This is a genomic window from Jannaschia aquimarina, from assembly GCF_000877395.1.
In the GTDB taxonomy this organism is placed as follows: Bacteria; Pseudomonadota; Alphaproteobacteria; order Rhodobacterales; family Rhodobacteraceae; genus Jannaschia; species Jannaschia aquimarina.
In genome coordinates this window covers 23,338-44,254 of record NZ_JYFE01000080.1, presented here as the reverse complement: position 1 = coordinate 44,254, position 20,917 = coordinate 23,338, and the positions used below count along the sequence as shown (strand labels likewise).

The 20,917-nt window shown below is 63.7% G+C and carries 22 protein-coding genes; 19 read left to right on the top strand and 3 right to left on the bottom strand.

Annotated elements, in window-relative coordinates:
* Positions 1-19: 19 nt before the first annotated feature.
* The 17 genes from secY to jaqu_RS19375 all read left to right on the top strand — a co-directional run bounded on the left by secY (position 20) and on the right by jaqu_RS19375 (position 15,286).
* Positions 20-1,399 (top strand): preprotein translocase subunit SecY, encoded by a 1,380-nt coding sequence (gene secY / locus jaqu_RS19455; RefSeq protein WP_043920688.1) that lies wholly within the window; start codon positions 20-22, stop codon positions 1,397-1,399.
* A complete protein-coding gene (locus jaqu_RS19450; RefSeq protein ID WP_043920686.1) occupies positions 1,396-2,046 on the top strand; it encodes an adenylate kinase in 651 nt (216 codons plus the stop codon). The genes secY and jaqu_RS19450 overlap by 4 nt, the downstream gene beginning before the upstream one ends.
* Before the next feature lie 167 nt (positions 2,047-2,213).
* Complete coding sequence (gene rpsM, locus jaqu_RS19445) at positions 2,214-2,582, top strand: 30S ribosomal protein S13 (RefSeq protein WP_043920685.1); 369 nt, start codon at positions 2,214-2,216, stop codon at positions 2,580-2,582.
* A 12-nt stretch (positions 2,583-2,594) separates the two neighbouring features.
* Positions 2,595-2,990: a 30S ribosomal protein S11 gene (gene rpsK, locus jaqu_RS19440; protein ID WP_043920684.1), complete on the top strand. Its 396-nt coding sequence runs from the start codon at positions 2,595-2,597 to the stop codon at positions 2,988-2,990.
* Positions 2,991-3,106: 116 nt separating this feature from the next.
* Complete coding sequence (locus jaqu_RS19435) at positions 3,107-4,123, top strand: DNA-directed RNA polymerase subunit alpha (RefSeq protein ID WP_043920724.1); 1,017 nt, start codon at positions 3,107-3,109, stop codon at positions 4,121-4,123.
* Between the two features lie 131 nt (positions 4,124-4,254).
* On the top strand, positions 4,255-4,677 hold the full coding sequence (gene rplQ / locus jaqu_RS19430) for a 50S ribosomal protein L17 (protein ID WP_043920683.1): 423 nt from the start codon (positions 4,255-4,257) through the stop codon (positions 4,675-4,677).
* 312 nt (positions 4,678-4,989) lie between these two features.
* Positions 4,990-5,604: a helix-turn-helix transcriptional regulator gene (locus jaqu_RS19425; RefSeq protein ID WP_043920682.1), complete on the top strand. Its 615-nt coding sequence runs from the start codon at positions 4,990-4,992 to the stop codon at positions 5,602-5,604.
* Positions 5,605-5,680: 76 nt separating this feature from the next.
* Positions 5,681-6,268: an acyl-homoserine-lactone synthase gene (locus tag jaqu_RS19420; protein WP_043920681.1), complete on the top strand. Its 588-nt coding sequence runs from the start codon at positions 5,681-5,683 to the stop codon at positions 6,266-6,268.
* A gap of 83 nt (positions 6,269-6,351) precedes the next feature.
* Positions 6,352-7,683 carry a replication-associated recombination protein A gene (locus jaqu_RS19415; protein WP_043920680.1) on the top strand — a complete coding sequence of 444 codons (1,332 nt, stop codon included), beginning with the start codon at positions 6,352-6,354 and terminating at the stop codon, positions 7,681-7,683.
* Positions 7,684-7,819: 136 nt separating this feature from the next.
* Positions 7,820-8,188 (top strand): fluoride efflux transporter CrcB, encoded by a 369-nt coding sequence (crcB, locus tag jaqu_RS19410; protein WP_043920678.1) that lies wholly within the window; start codon positions 7,820-7,822, stop codon positions 8,186-8,188.
* Positions 8,185-9,213, top strand: coding sequence for an RluA family pseudouridine synthase (locus tag jaqu_RS19405; RefSeq protein ID WP_043920677.1), 1,029 nt, complete (start codon positions 8,185-8,187; stop codon positions 9,211-9,213). Before crcB ends, jaqu_RS19405 begins: the two co-directional genes overlap by 4 nt.
* Positions 9,210-9,857: an HAD family hydrolase gene (locus jaqu_RS19400; protein WP_043920675.1), complete on the top strand. Its 648-nt coding sequence runs from the start codon at positions 9,210-9,212 to the stop codon at positions 9,855-9,857. Before jaqu_RS19405 ends, jaqu_RS19400 begins: the two co-directional genes overlap by 4 nt.
* Entirely contained in the window at positions 9,854-10,564 is a 711-nt protein-coding gene (locus jaqu_RS19395) for an ATP12 family chaperone protein (protein ID WP_043920674.1), read from the top strand. Before jaqu_RS19400 ends, jaqu_RS19395 begins: the two co-directional genes overlap by 4 nt.
* A 207-nt stretch (positions 10,565-10,771) precedes the next feature.
* Positions 10,772-11,791 carry an amino acid ABC transporter substrate-binding protein gene (locus jaqu_RS19390; protein WP_043920673.1) on the top strand — a complete coding sequence of 340 codons (1,020 nt, stop codon included), beginning with the start codon at positions 10,772-10,774 and terminating at the stop codon, positions 11,789-11,791.
* 110 nt (positions 11,792-11,901) lie between these two features.
* Positions 11,902-13,197: an amino acid ABC transporter permease gene (locus jaqu_RS19385; RefSeq protein ID WP_089268351.1), complete on the top strand. Its 1,296-nt coding sequence runs from the start codon at positions 11,902-11,904 to the stop codon at positions 13,195-13,197.
* A 1-nt stretch (position 13,198) separates the two neighbouring features.
* The gene (locus tag jaqu_RS19380; protein ID WP_043920671.1) at positions 13,199-14,494 is read left to right on the top strand and encodes an amino acid ABC transporter permease; all 1,296 of its coding nucleotides are present in this window, start codon (positions 13,199-13,201) and stop codon (positions 14,492-14,494) included.
* A gap of 12 nt (positions 14,495-14,506) precedes the next feature.
* Positions 14,507-15,286 carry an amino acid ABC transporter ATP-binding protein gene (locus jaqu_RS19375; RefSeq protein WP_392387226.1) on the top strand — a complete coding sequence of 260 codons (780 nt, stop codon included), beginning with the start codon at positions 14,507-14,509 and terminating at the stop codon, positions 15,284-15,286.
* Positions 15,287-15,487: 201 nt separating this feature from the next.
* On the opposite strand, the gene jaqu_RS19370 is transcribed toward jaqu_RS19375, so the two are convergent.
* The 3 genes from jaqu_RS19370 to moaA form a co-directional block, all read right to left on the bottom strand.
* Entirely contained in the window at positions 15,488-16,588 is a 1,101-nt protein-coding gene (locus jaqu_RS19370) for a PAS domain-containing sensor histidine kinase (RefSeq protein WP_043920723.1), read from the bottom strand.
* Between the two features lie 288 nt (positions 16,589-16,876).
* Positions 16,877-17,344, bottom strand: a complete 468-nt coding sequence (locus tag jaqu_RS19365) for a SixA phosphatase family protein (protein ID WP_043920669.1) — start codon at positions 17,342-17,344, stop codon at positions 16,877-16,879.
* Between the two features lie 192 nt (positions 17,345-17,536).
* The gene (gene moaA, locus jaqu_RS19360; protein ID WP_043920722.1) at positions 17,537-18,553 is read right to left on the bottom strand and encodes a GTP 3',8-cyclase MoaA; all 1,017 of its coding nucleotides are present in this window, start codon (positions 18,551-18,553) and stop codon (positions 17,537-17,539) included.
* Positions 18,554-18,664: 111 nt separating this feature from the next.
* Between moaA and jaqu_RS19355 the strand changes: the two genes are divergently transcribed.
* Together jaqu_RS19355 and jaqu_RS19350 are read left to right on the top strand one after the other, a co-directional pair.
* Positions 18,665-19,165, top strand: coding sequence for a hypothetical protein (locus jaqu_RS19355; RefSeq protein WP_052501085.1), 501 nt, complete (start codon positions 18,665-18,667; stop codon positions 19,163-19,165).
* A gap of 5 nt (positions 19,166-19,170) precedes the next feature.
* Positions 19,171-20,733 (top strand): AMP-binding protein, encoded by a 1,563-nt coding sequence (locus jaqu_RS19350; protein WP_316243076.1) that lies wholly within the window; start codon positions 19,171-19,173, stop codon positions 20,731-20,733.
* The last annotated feature ends 184 nt before the right edge of the window (positions 20,734-20,917 follow it).

Here is a 20,917-nt window from a genome sequence, read left to right as displayed (position 1 = left end):
CATCCAGAGAGGGGTTCGCATGGCATCCGCCGCAGAACAGATGGCCGCGAACATGAGCTGGGGCGCCTTCGGCAAGGCCAAGGAGTTGCGCGCCCGCATCCTGTTCACCATCGGCTTGCTGATCATCTACCGGGTCGGCACCTACATCCCCGTTCCCGGTATCGACGCCGATGCGTTGCGCGCTTTCGTCGATCAGGCATCGGCTGGTCTTGGTGGCGTGCTGAACATGTTCACGGGCGGTGCGATCGGGCGAATGGGCGTCTTCGCGCTCGGGATCATGCCCTACATTTCGGCCTCGATCATCGTGCAGCTCATGGCCGCCATGGTGCCGCAGCTGGAACAGCTCAAGAAGGAAGGGGAGGCGGGCCGGCGCAAGCTGAACCAGTATACCCGCTACGGCACGATCGCTCTCGCGACGCTGCAGGGGTATGGCCTCGCGATCAGCCTGCAGAGCGGGTCGGGCGGCGGTGTGCCGCTGGTTCCCGATCCCGGCTGGTTCTTCATCGCCTCCTGCGTGATCACGCTGGTCGGCGGCACGATGTTCCTGATGTGGCTCGGCGAACAGATCACGGCTCGCGGCATCGGCAACGGTATTTCGCTGATCATCTTCGTCGGCATCGTCGCGGAACTGCCCGCCGCTCTGGCCCAGTTCTTCGAGAGTGGCCGCACGGGGGCGTTGTCGACCCCGGTCATCCTCGGCGTCACGCTGATGTTGATCGGGACGTTGATTTTCGTCGTCTTCATGGAGCGCAGCCTCAGAAAGATCCACATTCAGTATCCGCGCCGCCAAGTGGGAATGAAGGTCTATGACGGTGGCTCCAGCCATCTGCCGGTGAAGGTGAACCCAGCGGGCGTGATCCCGGCGATCTTTGCGTCATCGCTGCTGTTGTTGCCGACCACGATCAGCACCTTTTCGGGCGGAGACCAGGCCGGTCCGATCATGTCGACGCTGCTGGCGTATTTCGGACCGGGGCAGCCGCTCTACCTGCTGTTCTTTGCGGGCATGATCATCTTCTTCACGTACTTCTACACCTTCAACGTGTCCTTCAAGCCTGATGACGTGGCCGACAATCTGAAGAACCAGAACGGCTTCATTCCCGGCATCCGGCCCGGCCGTCGTACGGCGGAATACTTGGAGTACGTCGTCAACCGCGTCCTCGTCCTTGGCTCGGCCTATCTGGCGCTGGTCTGTCTGATCCCCGAGATGGTCCGCAACGAATTGGCGATCACCGCCTATTTCGGCGGCACCTCGATCCTGATCATCGTCTCCGTCGGCATGGACACGATCCAGCAGGTGCAGTCCCACCTTCTCGCGCACCAATACGAAGGTCTGATCGAGAAGTCGCAACTTCGTGGTAGGAAGCGCGGCGCACGGAACAAAGGGACGGCTCGTCGATGAATATCATTCTGCTGGGCCCGCCGGGGGCGGGGAAAGGGACCCAGGCCAGACGGCTGGTCGACGAACATGACATGATCCAGCTTTCGACCGGAGACATGCTACGGGAGGCGCGGACATCCGGGACCGAGATGGGCGACAAGGTCGCTGCGATCATGGATGCCGGCGAACTCGTCACCGACGAGATCGTGATCGGTCTCATCGAAGAGCGGTTGAACGGCGACCGCAAGGGCGGTTTCATTTTCGACGGGTTCCCCCGCACCCTGAAGCAGGCCGACGCGCTCGGCGATCTTCTGGCGAACCATGACGAGCATCTGGACGCCGTCGTGGAGATGCGGGTCGACGATGTGGCGCTTGTCGAACGGATCACGGCCCGATCCACCTGCGGCAATTGCGGCGAGGTCTATAACGACATCTCGAAGCCGATCCCCGCAGATGGCAAATGCACCGTCTGCGGAGGCACCGAGTTCAAGCGGCGGGCCGACGACAACGCAGAGGCGCTGACGACGCGCTTGATGGAATACTACAAGAAAACCTCACCGCTGATCGGATACTACTACGCCAAGGGAGACCTGAAGACGGTCGACGGGTTGGGCGAAATCGACGAGGTGGCCAAGGCGATTTCGCAGGTTCTGCCTGAAATGGCTTGACAGCGATCCGGGGGCCTTGACGCTCCCGGCCATCCCCCCTAAGTGAGCGCACTCGCCGGGAATCGCAGGGTTCCCGGCTACGTATTTCTGGCCCGTCGACGCGCGACGGGCGGTTGTGAAAAAAGGGCCTGGGATCACGGGCTCGCAACGAAACAGGACGAGATAACTTGGCACGTATCGCAGGCGTTAACATTCCGACGGGAAAGCGGGTTCCGATCGCGCTGACCTACATCACGGGGATCGGCGACTCGTCGGCCCGCACCATCTGTGAAGCGGTCGGCATCGACCTGAGCCGTCGCGTCAACGAACTGTCGGACCAAGAGATCCTGCAGATCCGCGAGCATATCGACGCGAACTACACCGTCGAAGGCGATCTCCGCCGCGACGTCCAGATGAACATCAAGCGTCTGATGGATCTGGGCTGCTACCGTGGCCTGCGTCATCGCCGGAACCTGCCGGTTCGCGGCCAGCGCACTCACACGAACGCTCGGACCCGCAAGGGCCCGGCGAAGCCGATCGCCGGCAAGAAGAAGTAAGGAGCGCACAGCATGGCACGTGATACCCGCCGCGGCGCTCCCAAGCGCAAGGAACGCAAGAACATCGCCACCGGGGTGGCGCATGTGAACTCTTCGTTCAACAACACCAAGATCCTGATCTCCGACGTTCAGGGCAACGCCATTTCCTGGTCTTCGGCCGGGACGATGGGCTTCAAGGGGTCGCGCAAGTCGACGCCCTATGCGGCCCAGATGGCCGCCGAAGATGCGGGCCGGAAGGCTCAGGAGCATGGGATGCGTTCGCTCGAAGTGGAGGTGCAGGGCCCCGGCTCCGGTCGCGAAAGCGCCCTGCGTGCGTTGGCCGCTCTCGGGCTCCAGATCACCGCGATCCGCGACGTGACGCCGATTGCCCATAATGGTGTGCGTCCGCCCAAGCGTCGCCGGGTCTGATCCCACTTGCAAGTCTACCCCGGGGTCGTGTCACGCGGCCCCGGATCGCCGTTTGAAAAACCTCGAGCGTCCCGCGCATGCCGCCCCCGCGCAGGACAAGGATGGAGGGACAGGGCATGATCCATAAGAATTGGCAGGAACTCATCAAGCCCGCGCAGCTTGATGTCCGCCCCGGCAACAACCCGGCCCGCCAGGCGACCGTCGTCGCCGAACCGCTGGAGCGCGGCTTTGGCCTGACGCTTGGCAATGCGCTGCGGCGCGTTCTATTGTCGTCGCTGCAAGGCGCGGCCATTACCAACGTCCAGATCGACAATGTCCTGCACGAGTTCAGCAGCGTGTCGGGCGTCCGCGAGGACGTCACCGACATCGTGCTGAACCTCAAGGGCGTGTCCCTGCGTATGGATGTGGAAGGGCCGAAGCGTCTGACCATCCAGGCAAAGGGCCCGATGGTCGTCACGGCCGGCGACATCAGCGAGTCCGCCGGGATCGAAGTGCTCAACCGGGAGCATGTGATCTGCCACCTCGATGACGGGGCCGATCTCTACATGGAACTGACCGTCAATACCGGGAAGGGCTATGTCTCCGCGGACAAGAACAAGCCGGAGGACGCTCCGATCGGTCTTATCCCGATCGACGCGATCTATTCGCCGGTCAAGAAGGTCTCCTATGAGGTTCAGCCGACCCGTGAGGGCCAGGTGCTGGATTACGACAAGCTGACCATGAAGGTCGAAACGGACGGATCGGTAAGCCCCGACGACGCCGTGGCCTATGCCGCCCGTATCCTTCAGGATCAGCTCCAGACGTTCGTGAACTTCGAGGAGCCGGAGAGCGCCCGGTCCGGCGACGACGCCGACGATCTGGAATTCAACCCGCTTCTGCTGAAGAAGGTCGACGAGCTGGAACTCTCGGTGCGGTCGGCCAACTGCCTGAAGAACGACAACATCGTCTACATTGGCGATTTGATCCAGAAGACTGAGGCAGAGATGCTCCGCACGCCGAATTTCGGTCGTAAGTCCTTGAACGAGATCAAGGAAGTTCTTTCAGGGATGGGGCTCCACCTCGGGATGGACATCGTCGATTGGCCGCCGGAGAACATCGAGGAACTGGCCAAGAAGTTCGAGACGGATTTCTGAGCCTTTTCCGCCGCCGCGAGGGGGCGGATCCAATGCCCGCGGGATGCGGGGAATGACCGGGCAAGCTGCCCCAAGGTGAGGGCCCCGCAACGCATGGGGCCCCGGACAAAGCATAAGATGGAGATGGAAACATGCGTCACGCCCGCGGATACCGCCGCCTGAACCGGACCCACGAGCATCGCAAGTCGATGTTCAAGAACATGGCCGCCTCGCTGATCGAGCATGAGCAGATCAAGACGACGCTGCCGAAGGCCAAAGAGCTGCGGCCCATCGTCGAGAAGATGGTCACGCTCGCCCGCCGCAACGATCTGCATGCCCGCCGGCTTCTGGCTTCGCGTCTGCACGACGACGCGGCCGTCTCGAAGCTGATCGACGTGCTTGCACCGCGCTATGCCGACCGTCAGGGCGGATATGTCCGCGTCCTGAAGGCGGGCTTCCGCTATGGCGACATGGCGCCGATGGCAATCATCGAATTCGTGGATCGTGACGTCGACGCCAAAGGTGCCGCTGATCGCGCACGGCTGGAGGCCGAGGAGACCGACGTCGACGCTTGATCGGCGAGTCGCAGCAGAGCACAAAAAGGCCCCGGCGGATCCGCCGGGGCCTTTTGTCTTTCGCGAGCCGGTTGAACTGGCCTGCGGCTGGAGTTGACGCCACGTCATGGATCGGGAGCCGAGGAGCCGCGTTCCCTGCGACAGCCGGTCGCGCGATGCGCATAGTGCACCATGCGTTAATATCTTGACTGGCGATCATCTTAGTAGGACTGACGTTCCCCCGATAGGATTCACCATACGTTAACCTTTTTGACCACTCTAACGGAGTTCATGACAGGTTGACCGGAAAACGGCCTCCCTATCTAAAAAGATATGTCTGAGAAACGACGCCTCATGGTACGCAATCTGCAGGAACTGGAACGGATGGCGCCCAACGGCTACTCGGTGGGGCTCAACATCCGCTTCGCATCTCCGATGTACTTCAAGAGTACCTATCCCCAAGCGTGGCAGAACACCTACGCGCACAACAACTACGCGTTGCGCGATCCCCTGGTCTTTTGGGGCATCAGCCAAACCGGAGCGACGCGCTGGTCGAAGATCAATCTTCCAGACCCCTTCGGCGTCCTGAAGCAGGCACACGACCATGGGCTCACCTATGGAGCGGTCGCTTCGGTGGGCAAGATCACCTCGCGGTCCATCGTCGGGATCGCGCGTGACGATCGGGAGTTCACGGATGGAGAGATCGAGGAGCTCGAAGATCTGACGAGGCGGCTCCATGATTCCGCGGAACCCCCGGAAGAACTGACGCCCGCGATGGTCGAGGCCCTCGTCCTGATCGGACAGGGTTACCGCCACGCGTCGGCGGCGAGAGAGCTTGGAATTTCGGAGAGCGCGCTGAAAGCGCGGCTATCTTCTGCCCGGGAACGACTGGGCGCACAGACCACGGCCGAGGCGTTGAGGATGGCAAGAGAGTACCGGCTCATCTAGCGTTTCAGAGCCACCCAGACATCGCGAGACCCTTCGGCTTGGTGAACAGCTTCACCGGCAACAGGAGAGATTTGCCATGCAGACGACGACCCTTTCTTTCAACAACATCCACGCCCACGGCCCGCTCTTCGCAGACCTGCTTCGCGCCCGGCACAAGACCTTCATCGAGCACAACAAGTGGGATCTGCCCGCGGCGGACGGGATGGAGTTCGATCAATACGACACGCCTGCCAGCCGCTGGGTGGCCGTGCATCATAACGGGCGCATCATGGCGGGCGTCCGCCTGACGCCGACCACGCATCGGTGCGGCATCTACAGCTACATGATCCGAGATGCGCAACTGGGCCTCCTCGACACGATCCCTTCGGATCTCCTCTACGAGCCGGCGCCTGTGGCGGAGCATGTCTGGGAGTCGAGCCGCGTCTTCGTCTGCCATGACGTGCCCGCGAAGATGCGCATGCGGGTCCAGATGCAGCTCATCGGCGAGATGGTCCGCTCTGCGCGTGAACTGGGCGCATCGACCGTCCTGGGTCTCATCCCCGCGAACTCGCCCCGGCTTGCGAGACGGGTCGGGCTCGACTGCGTCGCGGCGGGACCGGTCATGGATATCGGCGGGTCCGACAGCGTCTGCGTGAACATCTCGATGCAGACAAAGATGCACTAGGTACTTTTATGGGTAAGGGGTCGGGGGCGCAGCCGGGGGGCGCGCCCTTTGTTTTTTGAAGGGACAATGGTCATATCACGCGCATGGCGGATCTCTTTGACATCCCTTCCGGACCGGCCGATCCGACGGCGGACAGCGGCACGGTTCCGAACGGCCCGCTGGCGGACCGCCTGAGACCAGCCCGACTTGAGGACGTGATCGGCCAGTCTCACCTGCTCGGATCCGACGGGGCATTGACGACGATGCTCGCAGGCCATCTTCCGAGCCTTATCCTGTGGGGGCCGCCCGGCGTCGGCAAAACGACGATCGCGCGGTTGCTCGCCGACCACGTGGGCGCCCAGTTCGTTCAGATCTCTGCGATTTTCACAGGGGTGTCCGAGCTTCGGAAAGTCTTCGACTCGGCTCGCAATCGCCGCGCCAACGGACAGGCGACGCTTCTTTTCGTCGACGAGATCCATCGGTTCAACAAGGCGCAGCAGGACGGATTCCTGCCCCATATGGAAGATGGGACGATCACCCTTGTCGGAGCGACGACGGAGAACCCTTCATTCGAGTTGAACGCGGCCCTGATGTCCCGGGCGCAGGTCCTGACGCTCAGGCGCCTGGAGCTGAAGGACCTCGAATTGATGGCGCAACGGGCAGAGATCGCCTTGGGCGCGAAGCTGCCACTCGACGGCCCGGCGCGGGATGCCCTTCTGGAGATGGCCGATGGCGACGGTCGCGCCCTCTTGAACCTGATCGAGCAGGTCATGGCATGGGTCGCCGCCGGACCGATTGACAGACATGCTCTGGCGACCCGTCTGCAGCGTCGCGCGGCCAACTACGACAAGTCCGGCGATGGACATTACAATTTGATTTCGGCGCTTCACAAATCGGTCCGCGGCTCCGATCCCGACGCTGCGCTCTACTGGCTGGCGCGCATGCTAGACGGGGGAGAGGATCCGCGCTTTCTGGGCCGTCGGATCCTGCGGATGGCGATCGAGGATATCGGTCTGGCCGACCCGGAAGCGCAGCAGGTCTGCCTTAGCGCATGGGAAACATATGAACGCCTGGGCACGCCCGAAGGGGAACTCGCTCTGGCGAATGCCGTCGTCTACCTCGCTCTCGCACCGAAATCGAACGCCGGCTACGCGGCGTACAAAGCTGCACGACGGGGCGCCAAGGCGCACGGATCCGCACCGCCGCCCAAACACATCCTGAACGCCCCGACGCGCCTCATGAAAGACGAAGGCTATGGCGAAGGCTATGCTTACGATCACGACGAGACGGATGGCTTCTCGGGACAGAACTACTTCCCCGATGGAATGAAGAGACCCGTCTACTACGTCCCCGTCGATCGCGGTTTCGAGCGTGAGTTGGGAAAGCGGCTCGACTGGTTCGTCGCTCAGCGGCAAAAGCGGCAATCGAAGGTGTGATCCTTCGGCGGATCGGGTAAGGTGCCCTCGATAGGGTACGGCGTCCATTTCCGCGTTTCTCTTTTCGATCAGAGATTATGGCGACCTGACCATCGGGCAGGTTGACAGCCCATCTGCGGGAGAAGAGACGGCGGCGATGTTTCCACAGATCCTTCATGTTGCCCTCGGGGGGGCGATCGGTGCAGCTTTGCGATACGCGATGTCGACCGCGCTGGCGCGTCCGGGCTTTCCCGTCGCCGTTCTGTCGGCGAACGTGATCGGGTCCTTTCTGATGGGCGTAGTCGCCTTCTGGCTTGTGCAGAGGGGCCTCACGACGTGGCAACCGTTCGTGGCCGCAGGCGTCCTTGGCGGTTTCACGACCTTTTCGGCCTTCTCGCTGGAAGCGTACGTTCTCTGGGAACGGGGCGAGGGGGCTCAGGCCGCGCTCTATATCGCTTTGTCGGTCGTGCTGTCGCTTGTGGCGCTGGCGCTCGGCGTCTGGATCGCGCGGAGCTGGCTCGCATGAGCGGGGTGCAGGTGGTGACCGTGGCGCCCGGCGAGGGCGGCCAGCGTCTGGATCGCTGGATGAGGCGGCGGTTCCCGCAGGTCACGCAGGGCGCGATCGAGAAGATGTGCCGCAAGGGCGAGTGTCGCGTCGACGGGGGGCGGGTGAAGGCCTCGACCCGTGTGGACGAAGGGCAGGCGGTGCGCATTCCCCCCCTGCGCGATGCCCCGTCGCCCGTCGCCACATCTCGTCCGAAAGTGTCCGCCGCGGATGCCGCGATGATGGAGGCGGCGGTCCTTTACCGCGATGAGCATCTGATTGCTCTCAACAAGCCGCCGGGCCTGGCCGTTCAGGGCGGGACGGGGCAGGGCCGCCACGTGGATGGCCTGTCCGCAGCCTTGCAGGGCGACAAGCCTGAGCCACCGCGCCTGGTCCACAGATTGGACAAGGATACTTCGGGCCTCCTGCTTCTGGCCCGTGACCGCGAAACGGCCGCCGCGATCTCGGATGCGTTCCGCGCCCGGGAAACGCGCAAGATCTATTGGGCCGCCGTCGCCGGCTCGCCGAGCCCTCGGATGGGGACGATACGCTTTGGCCTCGTCAAGGCTGGCGGAGAGACGGAGAAGATGCGCGCGATCCACCCGGCCGAGATCGACGAGGTGAAGGGCGCAAAGCGCGCGACGACAGACTATGCGGTTCTCGAAGACTTGGGCGGACGGGCGGCATGGGTTGCTTTGGTCCCGGTCACGGGGCGGACCCACCAACTGCGGGTCCACATGGCCGAGATGGGGCATCCCATCGTCGGAGACGGGAAGTATGGCGGCTCGGGGCAGGAGAATCTCGGCGACGGCTGGGGCGCGATGCTCGGCGGAGAGATCAGTCGCAAGCTGCATCTCCATGCCCGGTCGCTGGATTTCGATCACCCCGTGACGGGGCGGAGACTGCATCTTACCGCGCCCCTGCCTGAGCACATGGCGAAGACGTGGGAGATGCTGGGGTGGCGCGCAGAGGATGTGCCCGATGATCCGTTCGAGGATCTGGAATGACACGGCTCGCGATCTTTGACGTCGACGGAACGCTTCTGGACTCGCTCGGCGTCATTCACGATTGCCTGCGGGTGGCCTGTCAGGGCGCGGATACCGTACCCCCGTCCCGCAAGGATGTCGGTCGGCGCGTGGGGCTGTCATTTCCCCAGATGGTTGCGGATCTCTTTCCGGACCAGCCGAGGCGGAAAACCGACGAGATCATCGCGCGTTACAGGATCTGCTTTGTCGGAAAGGCGGGCGAGGCGACTCTCTACCCGGGTGTCGCTGACGGGCTGATGCGGCTGAGGCGCACGGGCTTTCAGCTCGGTCTCGCGACGGGGAAATCGCAGCGCAGTGTTGAGCGGATGATTGCGATGAACGGTTGGGAGAAGATGTTCTCGACCTTGCAATGCGCGGACCATCACCCATCGAAACCGCATCCCGCCATGATCCAGACAGCCCTGAGACAGACGGGATTTGCCGCCGACGAGGCGATCATGATCGGCGACACGACCTATGATGTCGCGACCGCGCGGGCGGCTGACGTCGATTGCATCGGCGTCACGTGGGGCTATCACGACGCACACAGTCTGAAGGAGGCCGGCGCGGTGGCCCTGTTCGACGACTTCGCATCCTTGACACAGCATCTGGAGAGCCTGGCGTGAGCGAATGGGCGGCAAGACGGTTCTGGTCCGAGGCGCGTGTCGAAGAGACGGCCGAAGGTCACGCGATCCGGCTGGACGGCCGTCCGGTACGGACGCCCGCGAAGACCGAACTGATCGTCCCGACCCGCCCCCTGGCTGAGGAAATCGCGAGCGAGTGGGACGCTCAGGACGGTGTGATCGACCCGATGTCGATGCCTCTGACCCGCGCCGCGAATGCGACGCTGGACAAGGTGCGCCCGCAGCGGGATGCGGTGATCCAAGAGCTTTCGGGATATGGCGCGTCCGACCTGCTTTGCTATCGGGCCGACGCTCCGGCCGGGCTGGTCGAGCGCCAGACGGAAAGCTGGGATCCGATGCTCGCCTGGGCCCGGGACGAGTTGGGTGCTGGGCTGAACACGACGTCCGGCGTGATGCCCGTCTCGCAGGATGCCGCAGCCTTGGCCACGCTTCGTTCAGAGGTGGCCAAGGCCACGGATTGGCAGCTGACCGCCCTCAGTGAATTCGTCACCCTGTCCGGAAGCCTTGTTCTCGGGCTCGCGGCCCTTGTGCGGAGGGCGCCGCTGGAGGCGCTCTGGGACGCCAGCCGCGTGGACGAGATGTGGCAGATCGAGCAATGGGGGGAGGACGTGGAAGAGGCCGAGAGGGTGGCCGTGAAGCGCGGCGCGTTCCTTCAAGCGGGCCGATTCCGCGATCTCGCCGCCGCCTGACCGGGCGCCCCTACCGTTCCAGCGCCTAGTTTGAAGGCATCTGCTCATTGAATCGGCCTCAGCGCCTTGACCTTCCGGTGCCCATCTCGTTTCTTTCCGCGCAGTGAGGGGATGACATCCTCACATGTCCAACAGTCCCGATGCGGCTCCTGCCCGTCGGGGTTCCACATGCGGGACAGCATGTGGGCCATCAGGAAGAGGTAGAAAATGAACAAATCCGTATTCTTCGGCGCACTGGCCTTTACCGGCCTCGCCGCGGCCGGTGCATCGGCTGCGACGCTCGAGGACGTGCAGGCCCGCGGGACGCTGAATTGCGGCGTAACGACCGGGGTTCCCGGTTTTGCCGAGCCGGATGCCGACGGCGTGTGGCAAGGCTTCGATGTCGCGGTCTGCCGCGCGGTCGCCGCAGCCGTTCTGGGCGATCCGAACGCCGTGGAATTCGTCCCGACCACCGGCAAGACGCGCTTCACGTCGCTCGCTTCGGGCGAGATCGACATGCTGGCCCGGAACACGACCTGGACCTTCTCGCGCGACACCGACCTGAAGTTCGACTTCACGGGCGTCAACTACTACGACGGCCAGGGCTTCATGGTCCCCGCCGACCTCGGCGTCAGTTCCGCGACCGAACTCGACGGCGCGACCGTCTGCATCCAGACCGGCACCACGACCGAGCTGAACCTCGCGGACTACTTCCGCGTCAACGACATGAGCTACGAGCCCGTGCCGATCGAGACCGGTGCTGAGGCCGTACAGCAGTTCCTCGCCGGAGCTTGCGACGTCTACACGACCGACCGTTCGGCGCTGGCCGCCCAACGGGCCGGCTTCGAGAACCCGGACGACTACACGATCCTCCCCGAAGTTGTCTCGAAAGAGCCGCTCGGCCCGCTCGTCCGTCACGGCGACTCCGAGTGGTTCGACATCGTGAAGTGGACGCTCTACGCCCTGATCGCCGCTGAAGAATACGGCGTGACGCAGGAGAACGTGGAGCAGCTGGCATCCGAAGCGACCGACAACCCCGAAGTGAACCGCCTTCTGGGCACCGAAGGTGAACTCGGCGCGATGATCGGTCTGAACCAGACCTGGGCCAAGGACGCGATCGCCGCGGTCGGCAATTACGGCGAGATCTTCTCGACCAACATCGGTGAAGAGACCGCGATCGGCCTCGCCCGTGGCTTGAACGCCCAGTACACCGACGGCGGCCTGATCTACGCACCGCCGTTCCGGTAAGAGATGAAGAGGAAAGGGCGCCGGGAAACCGGCGCCCTTTTCCGATTGCCAACGCTCATCGCAACCCAGACGGCGCAAAGCCGCAAGCGATGGTCCCAGGGGGAAATTTGATGACAGCCAGCGACCTCCAGGGCGCGGATCAGGGCTTCCGTATCGGGCAGCTGATCAACGACACGCGCTATCGTTCGATCACCTTTCAGGTCATCACGCTGATCCTGCTGGTGCTCGGCATCGGCTACCTGATCTCGAACCTGCTCGCGAATCTGGCCGATCTGGGCCAGGATCTGAGCTACGACTTCCTCGCCGCGCCGTCGGGCTACGACATCAACCAGCAGCCGATCCCCTATGACAGCCAGTCGACGCACTTGCGGGCTACCATCGTCGGGGCGCTGAACACGCTGATCGTGGCCTTCCTGGCCTGCGTCACCGCCACTGTGCTGGGCGTCATCGCGGGCGTGCTGCGCCTGTCGAAGAACTGGATCATCTCCAAGCTCATGGCCGTCTATGTCGAGGCGTTCCGCAACATCCCGGTCCTGATCTGGATCATCATCATCTTCACGGTCGTCGCCAACGTCTTCCCGCAGCCGCGGGATTTCCGGGGCGATGACGCCACCGCCTCGCCGATCTTCGGCGTCGTCGCGGCCACGAACCGGGGCGTCTATGTCCCGCGCCCCTATTTCACCAACGGCTTCGGCCTGAGCGACGAGGACGCCATCGCCGAGGTGGGCGACGATGCCGTCGCGCAAGCCGCCGCACAGGGCAGCGTCATCGACTGGCTGGTGATCCTTGCCGTCCTGATCGGCTCGCTTCTGGCCACGCGGGCGATCACGCGCTGGGCGGACCGGACGCAGGAAAAGACCGGCAAACGTCCCACGACCTGGTGGATGTCGCTGGCCGCCTGGATCCTGCCCATAACGATCGTCTGCTGGATCATGGGGCTGAGCTGGGAAATTCCAGAACTGCGGGGCTTCAACTTCCAGGGCGGCCTTTTGATGCGCGGCTCGCTCATCGCGCTTTGGCTGGCCCTGTCGATCTATACCGGCGCCTTCATCGCCGAAAACGTGCGCGCGGGCATTCTGGCCATCTCGAAGGGCCAGACGGAGGCGGCGGCGGCCCTGGGTCTGCGGCCGGGCCGGATCATGAACCTGGTGATCCTGCCCCAGGCGCTACGGGTCATCATCCCGCCGCTGATCTCGCAATATCTCAACATCACCAAGAACTCGTCGCTGGCCATCGCGGTGGGCTACATGGACCTGACCGCGACGCTGGGCGGCATCACGCTGAACCAAACCGGCCGCGCCATCGAGTCGATCCTGCTCTTGATGCTGTTCTACCTGACGATCAGCCTGCTGATTTCGTTCTTCATGAACATCTACAACAACTCCGTCCGGTTGAAGGAGCGCTGAGATGAGCGATACGCACGCCGAATCCGTCGCCTTCGTCCGCAAGACAGAGATCCCCCCGGCCCCGCCGCCGGTGACCGAAACAGGCGCCATCAAATGGGTGCGCGAGAACCTGTTTTCGGGGCCCTTCAACACGATCATGACGCTGCTGGGCCTTTATGTCGTGTATTGGCTTCTGTCCGGCGTGATCCCCTGGATCCTGAACGGCACGTGGGAAGGATCTTCGATCCGCGATTGCCGCGAGATCATCGGCGATACCGGCGGCGGATGCTTCGCGGTGCTGGGGGAGCGGTGGAACCAGCTTCTCTTCGGGTTCGAATACCCGTCCGAGCTGTATTGGCGGCCGACCCTGGCCTTCATCCTGCTTTTCGTGACGGTTCCGCAGGTCCTTTTCATCAGCCTGCCCCGCAAGCTGCTGATCCTGACCGGGCTCTATCCTTTCCTGGCCTATTGGCTGATCTGGGGCGGTTCGATCCTGATCCCGTTCTTCGCTTTGGTGGGCCTGGTCCTGGGCTACGCCGCGTTCACCCGGGCCGAACGGATCAATTTCGCCGCGGGTCTTGCCGCGTTCGTCGTGGCGGCGGTCGTCGCTTGGTGGCTGGGTGGCTTCCTGACCGCAGCCGCGCCGAACTTCCTGGCGCTCGAAGCGGTGGACAGCCGCAACATGGGCGGCTTCATGCTGAACCTGATCCTCGGCATCGTCTGCGTCTCGCTTTCGCTGCCTCTGGGCATCGTGCTGGCGCTGGGCCGGCAATCCCGCATGCCGCTGATCAAATATGTCTGCGTCGTATTCATCGAGTTCGTGCGGGGCGTGCCGCTGATCACGCTGCTCTTCGTGGCGAACGTCGTGCTGGCGTACTTCCTGCCGCCGGGGACCAATTTCGACCTGATCCTGCGCGTCATCATCATGATCACACTCTTCGCCTCGGCCTATATCGCCGAGGTGATCCGGGGCGGTCTGGCCGCGTTGCCCAAGGGGCAGTACGAGGCGGCGGACAGCCTTGGCCTGGATTACGCGCAGGCGATGCGGCTGATCATCCTGCCGCAGGCTCTGAAGATCTCGATCCCGGGCATCGTCAACGTGGCCGTGGGCCTGTTCAAGGACACAACGCTGGTCTCGATCATCTCGATGTTCGACCTCGTGGGCATGATCCGGGGGCCGATCCTGTCCTCGACCGACTGGGTGGGCGTCTACTGGGAGCTGTGGGCCGCGGCCTGCGTGCTGTTCTTTGTCGTCTGCTACGGCATCTCGCAATATTCGCAGTGGCTGGAACGCCAGCTGCAGACCGACCACCGCTAAGGAGGCCTGACCATGGCTATGGCTGACACCAATCCGCAGGGCATGACCGTCTCCGACGAGGTCGCGATCGAAATCAAGAACATGAACAAGTGGTACGGGCAATTCCACGTGCTGCGCGACATCGACCTCACCGTCCATCGCGGAGAGCGGATCGTCATCTGCGGTCCGTCCGGTTCGGGCAAGTCGACGCTGATCCGCTGCATCAACGCACTCGAAGAACACCAGCAGGGGAGCATCGTCGTCGACGGAACGCCGCTCTCGTCGGATCTGAAGAATATCGACAAGATCCGCTCCGAGGTCGGGATGTGCTTTCAGCACTTCAACCTGTTTCCGCACCTGACCATTCTCGAGAATTGCACCCTGGCTCCGCTCTGGGTCCGCAAGATCCCGAAGAAGGAAGCCGAAGAGACGGCGATGTACTTCCTGGAGAAGGTCAAGATCCCCGAACAGGCGGACAAGTATCCGGGCCAGCTGTCGGGTGGCCAGCAACAGCGCGTGGCGATCGCACGGTCGCTCTGCATGCGGCCGCGCATCATGCTCTTCGACGAACCGACTTCGGCGCTTGATCCCGAGATGATCAAGGAGGTGCTGGATACGATGATCCAGTTGGCCGAAGAGGGGATGACCATGCTCTGCGTGACCCACGAGATGGGTTTCGCGCGACAGGTGGCGAACCGCGTGATCTTCATGGATGCCGGCCAGATCGTCGAGCAGAACGAGCCGGAACCATTCTTCAAGAACCCTCAGAACGACCGGACGAAGCTGTTCCTGAGCCAGATCCTGGGGCACTGACAGGTCGGGCCGCTGTTGCCGGCGCCTGCCTTTTCGCCGGCGCAAGCCTCTTTTGTGGCATTTGTCGTGAAAGCGATCCGTGCCCTCATGGCGCGAGCCGTTCGTCGTCAGAGTTAGACGTATGGCCGAGAATGCCGGCAAATCCTGCTTGGATTGCGCGCGGCAGTCTGACCGGAACCCTCAACGCGGCTCGTTGTGACATCACGCGGTTCTGAGATGGTGGATCGGGTCCGAAATCGTATCGACCAGCCGCATCCCGCGCGGCATCTTGAATGTGAAGGTGGTCTCGGTCCCGCTCGACTCGACTTCGATGTCGCCGCCGTGCCCCTTCGCGATTTGTTTGGCGATGAACAACCCGAGACCGAGGCCATTCTGGCTGCTGCCGGGTTCTGCCCGGGTGAACGGCTCGAACAGAAGTGCCTTCACCGCGGCCGGGATCTTCCCGCCCTTGTTGCTGACGGCCACGGCTACATCCGCCCCGACGTCTTGGGCGTGTATCAGTACGGTTCCGCCGGGCTCTCCGTGAAATACGGCATTTCCCAAGAGATTGGAGACGAGCTGTGCGACTCGTTCCGGATCGCATGTGACAGGGTCAGAGAACTCGTACATCTGCTCGATCGTGACTTCAGGGTGGGCGAGCGCGATCTCGTCTACCGTTCGGCGGAGGACTGGTTCCAACCGCGTTCCCGGACGTGAGTCGATCCCGATATCGCCGCCGAGCCTCGCGCGGGCGAAGTCGAGAACGTCGTCGATGAGGTGTGACATGCGGCGAAGCGACTGGGTCGCGGACGTGGCCATCAACTCTCCGTCGGAAGAAAGCCCCTCGCGCATGCGGAGATTTTCGACGGCGCAGGCGGCACCGGCAAGTGGGTTGCGGAGGTCGTGCCCGAGGATCGAGATGAATTGCTCCCGCAACTTCGCCTCCTTGTCGCGCAGGGCCAGCGCAGTCCGATCGTCATGGGCCCGGGTGACGTCACGGGCCGAGCAATAGTAGAGATCCTCGACCGGCACGGCGTTCCACGAAAGCCAGCGATAGGTGCCATCGGCGTGGCGATACCTGTTGATGAGATCGAGGACCGGTCGCCCGTGTTGGACATCGACGAACGCTTTTGCCGTAATAGCCATGTCGTCGGGATGCAGGAATTCGAAGAACAGCTTGGTTTCGATGTCTTCCGGCGTCCGGCCCAAAGTCGTGAACCAGGCTGGGTTCGTCTTCATGAAGACCCCCTCCTTGTCCAAGACGCCTAGCAGATCCGGCGTCACCTGCCAGATACGGCTTGTTGGATCGTAGTTGTCGGTCATCGCTGCCTCGTCATGCACCTTTTGCCGGACCTCAATCGGCACGGGGCACACTGCCGTCTCCCTCCCTAACCGGGCCTTAATTCGCATGGCGAGAAAGAGGCGAAATCCACACGATTGTCAGAGAACTGAGATGATTGCCCCGCCACCGGTCCGATCGAGGGGACCTGCGAAAGCAAATGTCGCCAGCAGGTTGCGGGATATCCTTGCACGATTGATCGGATCGGTTTGTTTGATCGGACGTTCGCGACCAGCCGCTCAATTCTGGCCGAATTGTGGCGCGGGTCCAGCCTATCCGTCCAGGTCGCGCGGGACGGCAAATCCGGCGACTCGGCCCTTCCGCCAGTCCGGCCCATTGTCGAAATCGAGGATCGTGCACGCGGCCGTCGGATAGCGATAGAAGTCCGGGTGGTCGGGCGGCGTCTCGGCAAAGGCTTCGGCCGCTATGCCGATCCCGGGGTTGTGTCCGATGACCAGAACGCATCCCGCGCCTGGAAGGGCCCTGCGGATAGTCACAGCATCGGCATGATAGAGGTCGTCACGGAACGAGGGCGTCCCCGAAAGGCCCAGCAGGTCCCATGTCTCCCGCGTGCGGGCCGCGGATGAGACCAGGATCGTATCGGGGTCGGCATGTTCCGCGATCCATTTTCCGATCTTCGGCGCGGCGTTCCGCCCTCTCTTGTTCAGAGGTCGGTCGAAATCATCCTGATCCCGGGCGTCCCACGAAGACTTGGCATGGCGCAACAGGATCAACCGCATCGTGCCGTCCCTGTCGAAACCAAAACGGCACGCTGGGCACAGACAGCGGCGATGCCGCTCAAGATCAAGGTGATGTCAGAAGACCGACACTGTCCTGCGAACGGGCTTGTCCGCGGTTTCAGAGCATCTCTCATAACTTCGACCGAGGCTCCGCTTGGGCGATCGCCGCCCTGGGACAGGCGGGTCTGCGGGTCACCCCCCCGTGTGGCTCATATGGCGTGACATGCGTCCTTCGACCTTCTGGCGGGAATAGTCGAAGTCGTGTCCCTTGGGCTTGCGGGCAATCGCGGCGCGGATGGCGTCTTCCAACGGGGCGTCCGCGGTCGACGTCCGCAGGGGCGCGCGAAGGTCTGCCATATCATCCTGCCCGAGACACATGAATAGCTGGCCCGTGCACGTGACGCGGACGCGGTTGCACGACTCGCAGAAATTGTGGGTCAGTGGCGTGATGAACCCTATTTGCTGGCCCGTCTCTTCCATCCGGACGTAGCGGGCAGGGCCCCCGGTCCGGTGGTCCAGATCGGTCAGCGTGTAACGCGTCGCTAGCCGGCCACGCAGATCCCTGAGCGGCCAGTACTGGTCCAGCCGCAGGGTCCCGTCGGTGCCGTCTCCCATATCGCCCATGGGCATGACTTCGATAAAGGTCAGGTCCATGTCCTCGCGGGCGCACCATTCCGTCAGATCGAAGAGCTCGTCCTCGTTGAAGCCCTTCAGCGCGACCGTGTTGATCTTCACCCGCATTCCCGCGTCGCGCGCCGCGTCGATCCCGCGCAGCACCTTGTCGAGCGTTCCCCAGCGGGTGATCTCGCGGAATTTCTCGGGGTCGAGGGTGTCGAGGGAGACATTGATGCGGCGAACCCCGGCCTCGGCCAGCGGCGCGGCGAACCGATCGAGCTGCGATCCGTTCGTCGTCAGCGTCAGCTCCTCCAGCCCGTGCCCCAGATGCTGGGACATGCCTTCGAAGAAGGACATGATGTTCCGCCGGACCAGAGGTTCGCCCCCTGTGATCCGCAGCTTGCGGACGCCCAGCCGGACGAAGGCCGTGCAGAGCCTTTCAAGCTCCTCCAGTGTCAGAAGCTCTTTCTTCGGCAGGAACTGCATGTGTTCCGACATGCAGTAAGTGCAGCGGAAATCGCAGCGGTCCGTCACCGACACACGCAAGTAGGTGATCGCGCGGGCGAAGGGGTCGATGAGCGGCGCTTGGGTCATGCCCGGACGATACCGGCGCTGCATGGCCCCCACAAGGTCGAGACGCGAATGGGGGCTGACACCTTCGTCCCATGCGGTAGATGTCGCCTCGTCATCGCTTTGGGGGACAGGATGCGGACACAGATCGCCACGATATCCACGGTCATTCTGCTGGCCGGATGCGGCAACATCCCGTTTCTGAACCGTGATGCACCCGCGCCGGCGCCGGCGCCCCGACCTGCAACCGTCGAGACGATACCGGCGCCGGGTCCCGTGGTCCGCAGCCCCGTCTCGCCTCCGCGTGCCGTGACCAGCACGGTCGGGGCGCTGGACACGGTTTCGGACGCCGAGAAAGAAGAGGCGAGGGAAGCGGCGCGAACCTCCAGTGGCGGCGCGCTCGGATCGGCGACGGTCGCCTTGGGCGACCCGGCCGATGCCGGCCTGTGGGTCAAGACGGATCTCGTCTCGTCCGAGACGGCCGGCACGGTCACGGCCGCGGACGGAACCAGTGTCGCGGTCACGTTGCGGCCACTCGGCGGGGCGGGGGGCGCGCAGATCAGCCTGTCGGCCCTTCAGGCGCTGGGCCTGCCGCTTGCCGGACTGCATCCCGTGACCCTGGCGGGCGCCTCCTGACCACGTTGCGCGACGACCGCCGGACGCTCCCGCGTCTTGCGCCATGGCGCGAGATGCACGCGGATTTCCGATGGAACATCCCCGAGCGCTTCAATATCGCGGCCGCCTGCTGCGACGCCTGGGCCGAGACCGACCCCGATGGAATGGCCGTCGTCGATCTGTCCGCTGGACGGCGCGTCTGGACGTATCTCGACCTCAAGCGCGCATCCGACGCCTTGGCGGCACATCTGGCCGGGCAGGGCGTCGGTCGGGGCGACCGCGTCGCGATCCTGCTGCCCCAACGGGCCGAAGTGCTGGTGGCGCACTTTGCGGCCATGAAGCTCGGGGCCATCTCGCTGCCGCTCTTCACCTTGTTCGGACCCGAAGCGCTGTCCTATCGTCTGAAGGACTCGGGCGCTGTCGCGGTGATTGCCGATGCCGAGGGTCTGGCCAAGGTCGCGGACCTCCAGTTGCCGGATCTGAAGGTCGGCGTGGATGCCGACGCGCTGCCCGAGCACGGGCAAGTGACCTGCGCGGAGACACATGCCGACGATCCGGCGATGATGATCTATACGAGCGGGACGACCGGCGATCCCAAAGGTGTGCTCCACGCACATCGCTTCCTCTTCGGCCATCTCCCCTGTGTCGAGGCGGCGCTGGAAGGCTTCCCCAAGGCGGGCGATGTGGGCTGGACCCCGGCGGATTGGGCCTGGATCGGGGGCCTGATGGACCTCGCCCTGCCGTGCCTCTGGTTCGGCGTTCCACTCGTCGCAAGGCGCTTCGGCAAGTTTGACGCGGCAGCCGCGTGGGACCTCATCGCGGCGGAACGGGTGACGGCCGCCTTCCTGCCGCCGACCGCGCTCAAGCTGATGCGCCGGACGCCCGTGCCGAAGGATGCGACCCTGCGCGTCGTCATGTCCGGTGGAGAGGCGCTCGGCGCCGATCTGGTGGAGTGGGGCCGGACCGACCTGAGTGCACCGATCAACGAGATCTACGGCCAGACGGAGGTCAATCTCGTCATGGCCGCCTGTGCCGGCACGCAAGATGTCGAGCCGGGGACCCTCGGCCGGGCCGTGCCGGGCGTCGATGTCGAAGTGCAAAGAGACGATGGCGTGCAAGTGCCGGTCGGCCAGGTCGGCGAGATCTGCGTCCGCGGCTCTCCCGCCGCCTTCCTGCGCTACTGGAACAAACCGGAAGAGACGGCGAAGAAGTGGCGCGACGGCTGGATCAGGACCGGTGATCTGGGGGTGCGGCTAGCGGATGGCGTGATCCGCTATCATGCCCGCGACGACGATGTGATCACCTCTGCTGGCTACCGCATCGGCCCAACGGAGATCGAGAATTGTCTCAACGCCCATCCCTCTGTGGTCATGGCCGCGGTCGTCGGTCTTCCTGATCCCGAAAGGGGGGCGGCGGTGACGGCATTCGTGGTGCCCGAGGGGCGTGTCGACGGCCTCGAAGCCGAATTGATCGCATGGGTTCGTGCGCGCCTCTCGCCGCACATGGCGCCCCGTTCGGTCCGGTTCCGCGAGGCGCTCCCGATGACGGCGACCGGCAAGGTGATGCGACGCGCCCTGCGGGACGGTTGATCCGAAATCCGGGCTACCTCAGGATGCGTGTTCGGCTCCAAGCACTATCTTGGCCGCACCGTGGCGACATTGCCCGATATTTGGGCCTTCAATGACTTGCGCGCCACCCGAGCAGTCAGTGGAGGCACCGCTTGACGGGATCGAGAGCCATCCCCCGCAACTCTTCATTTTCCGACCGGTCAAC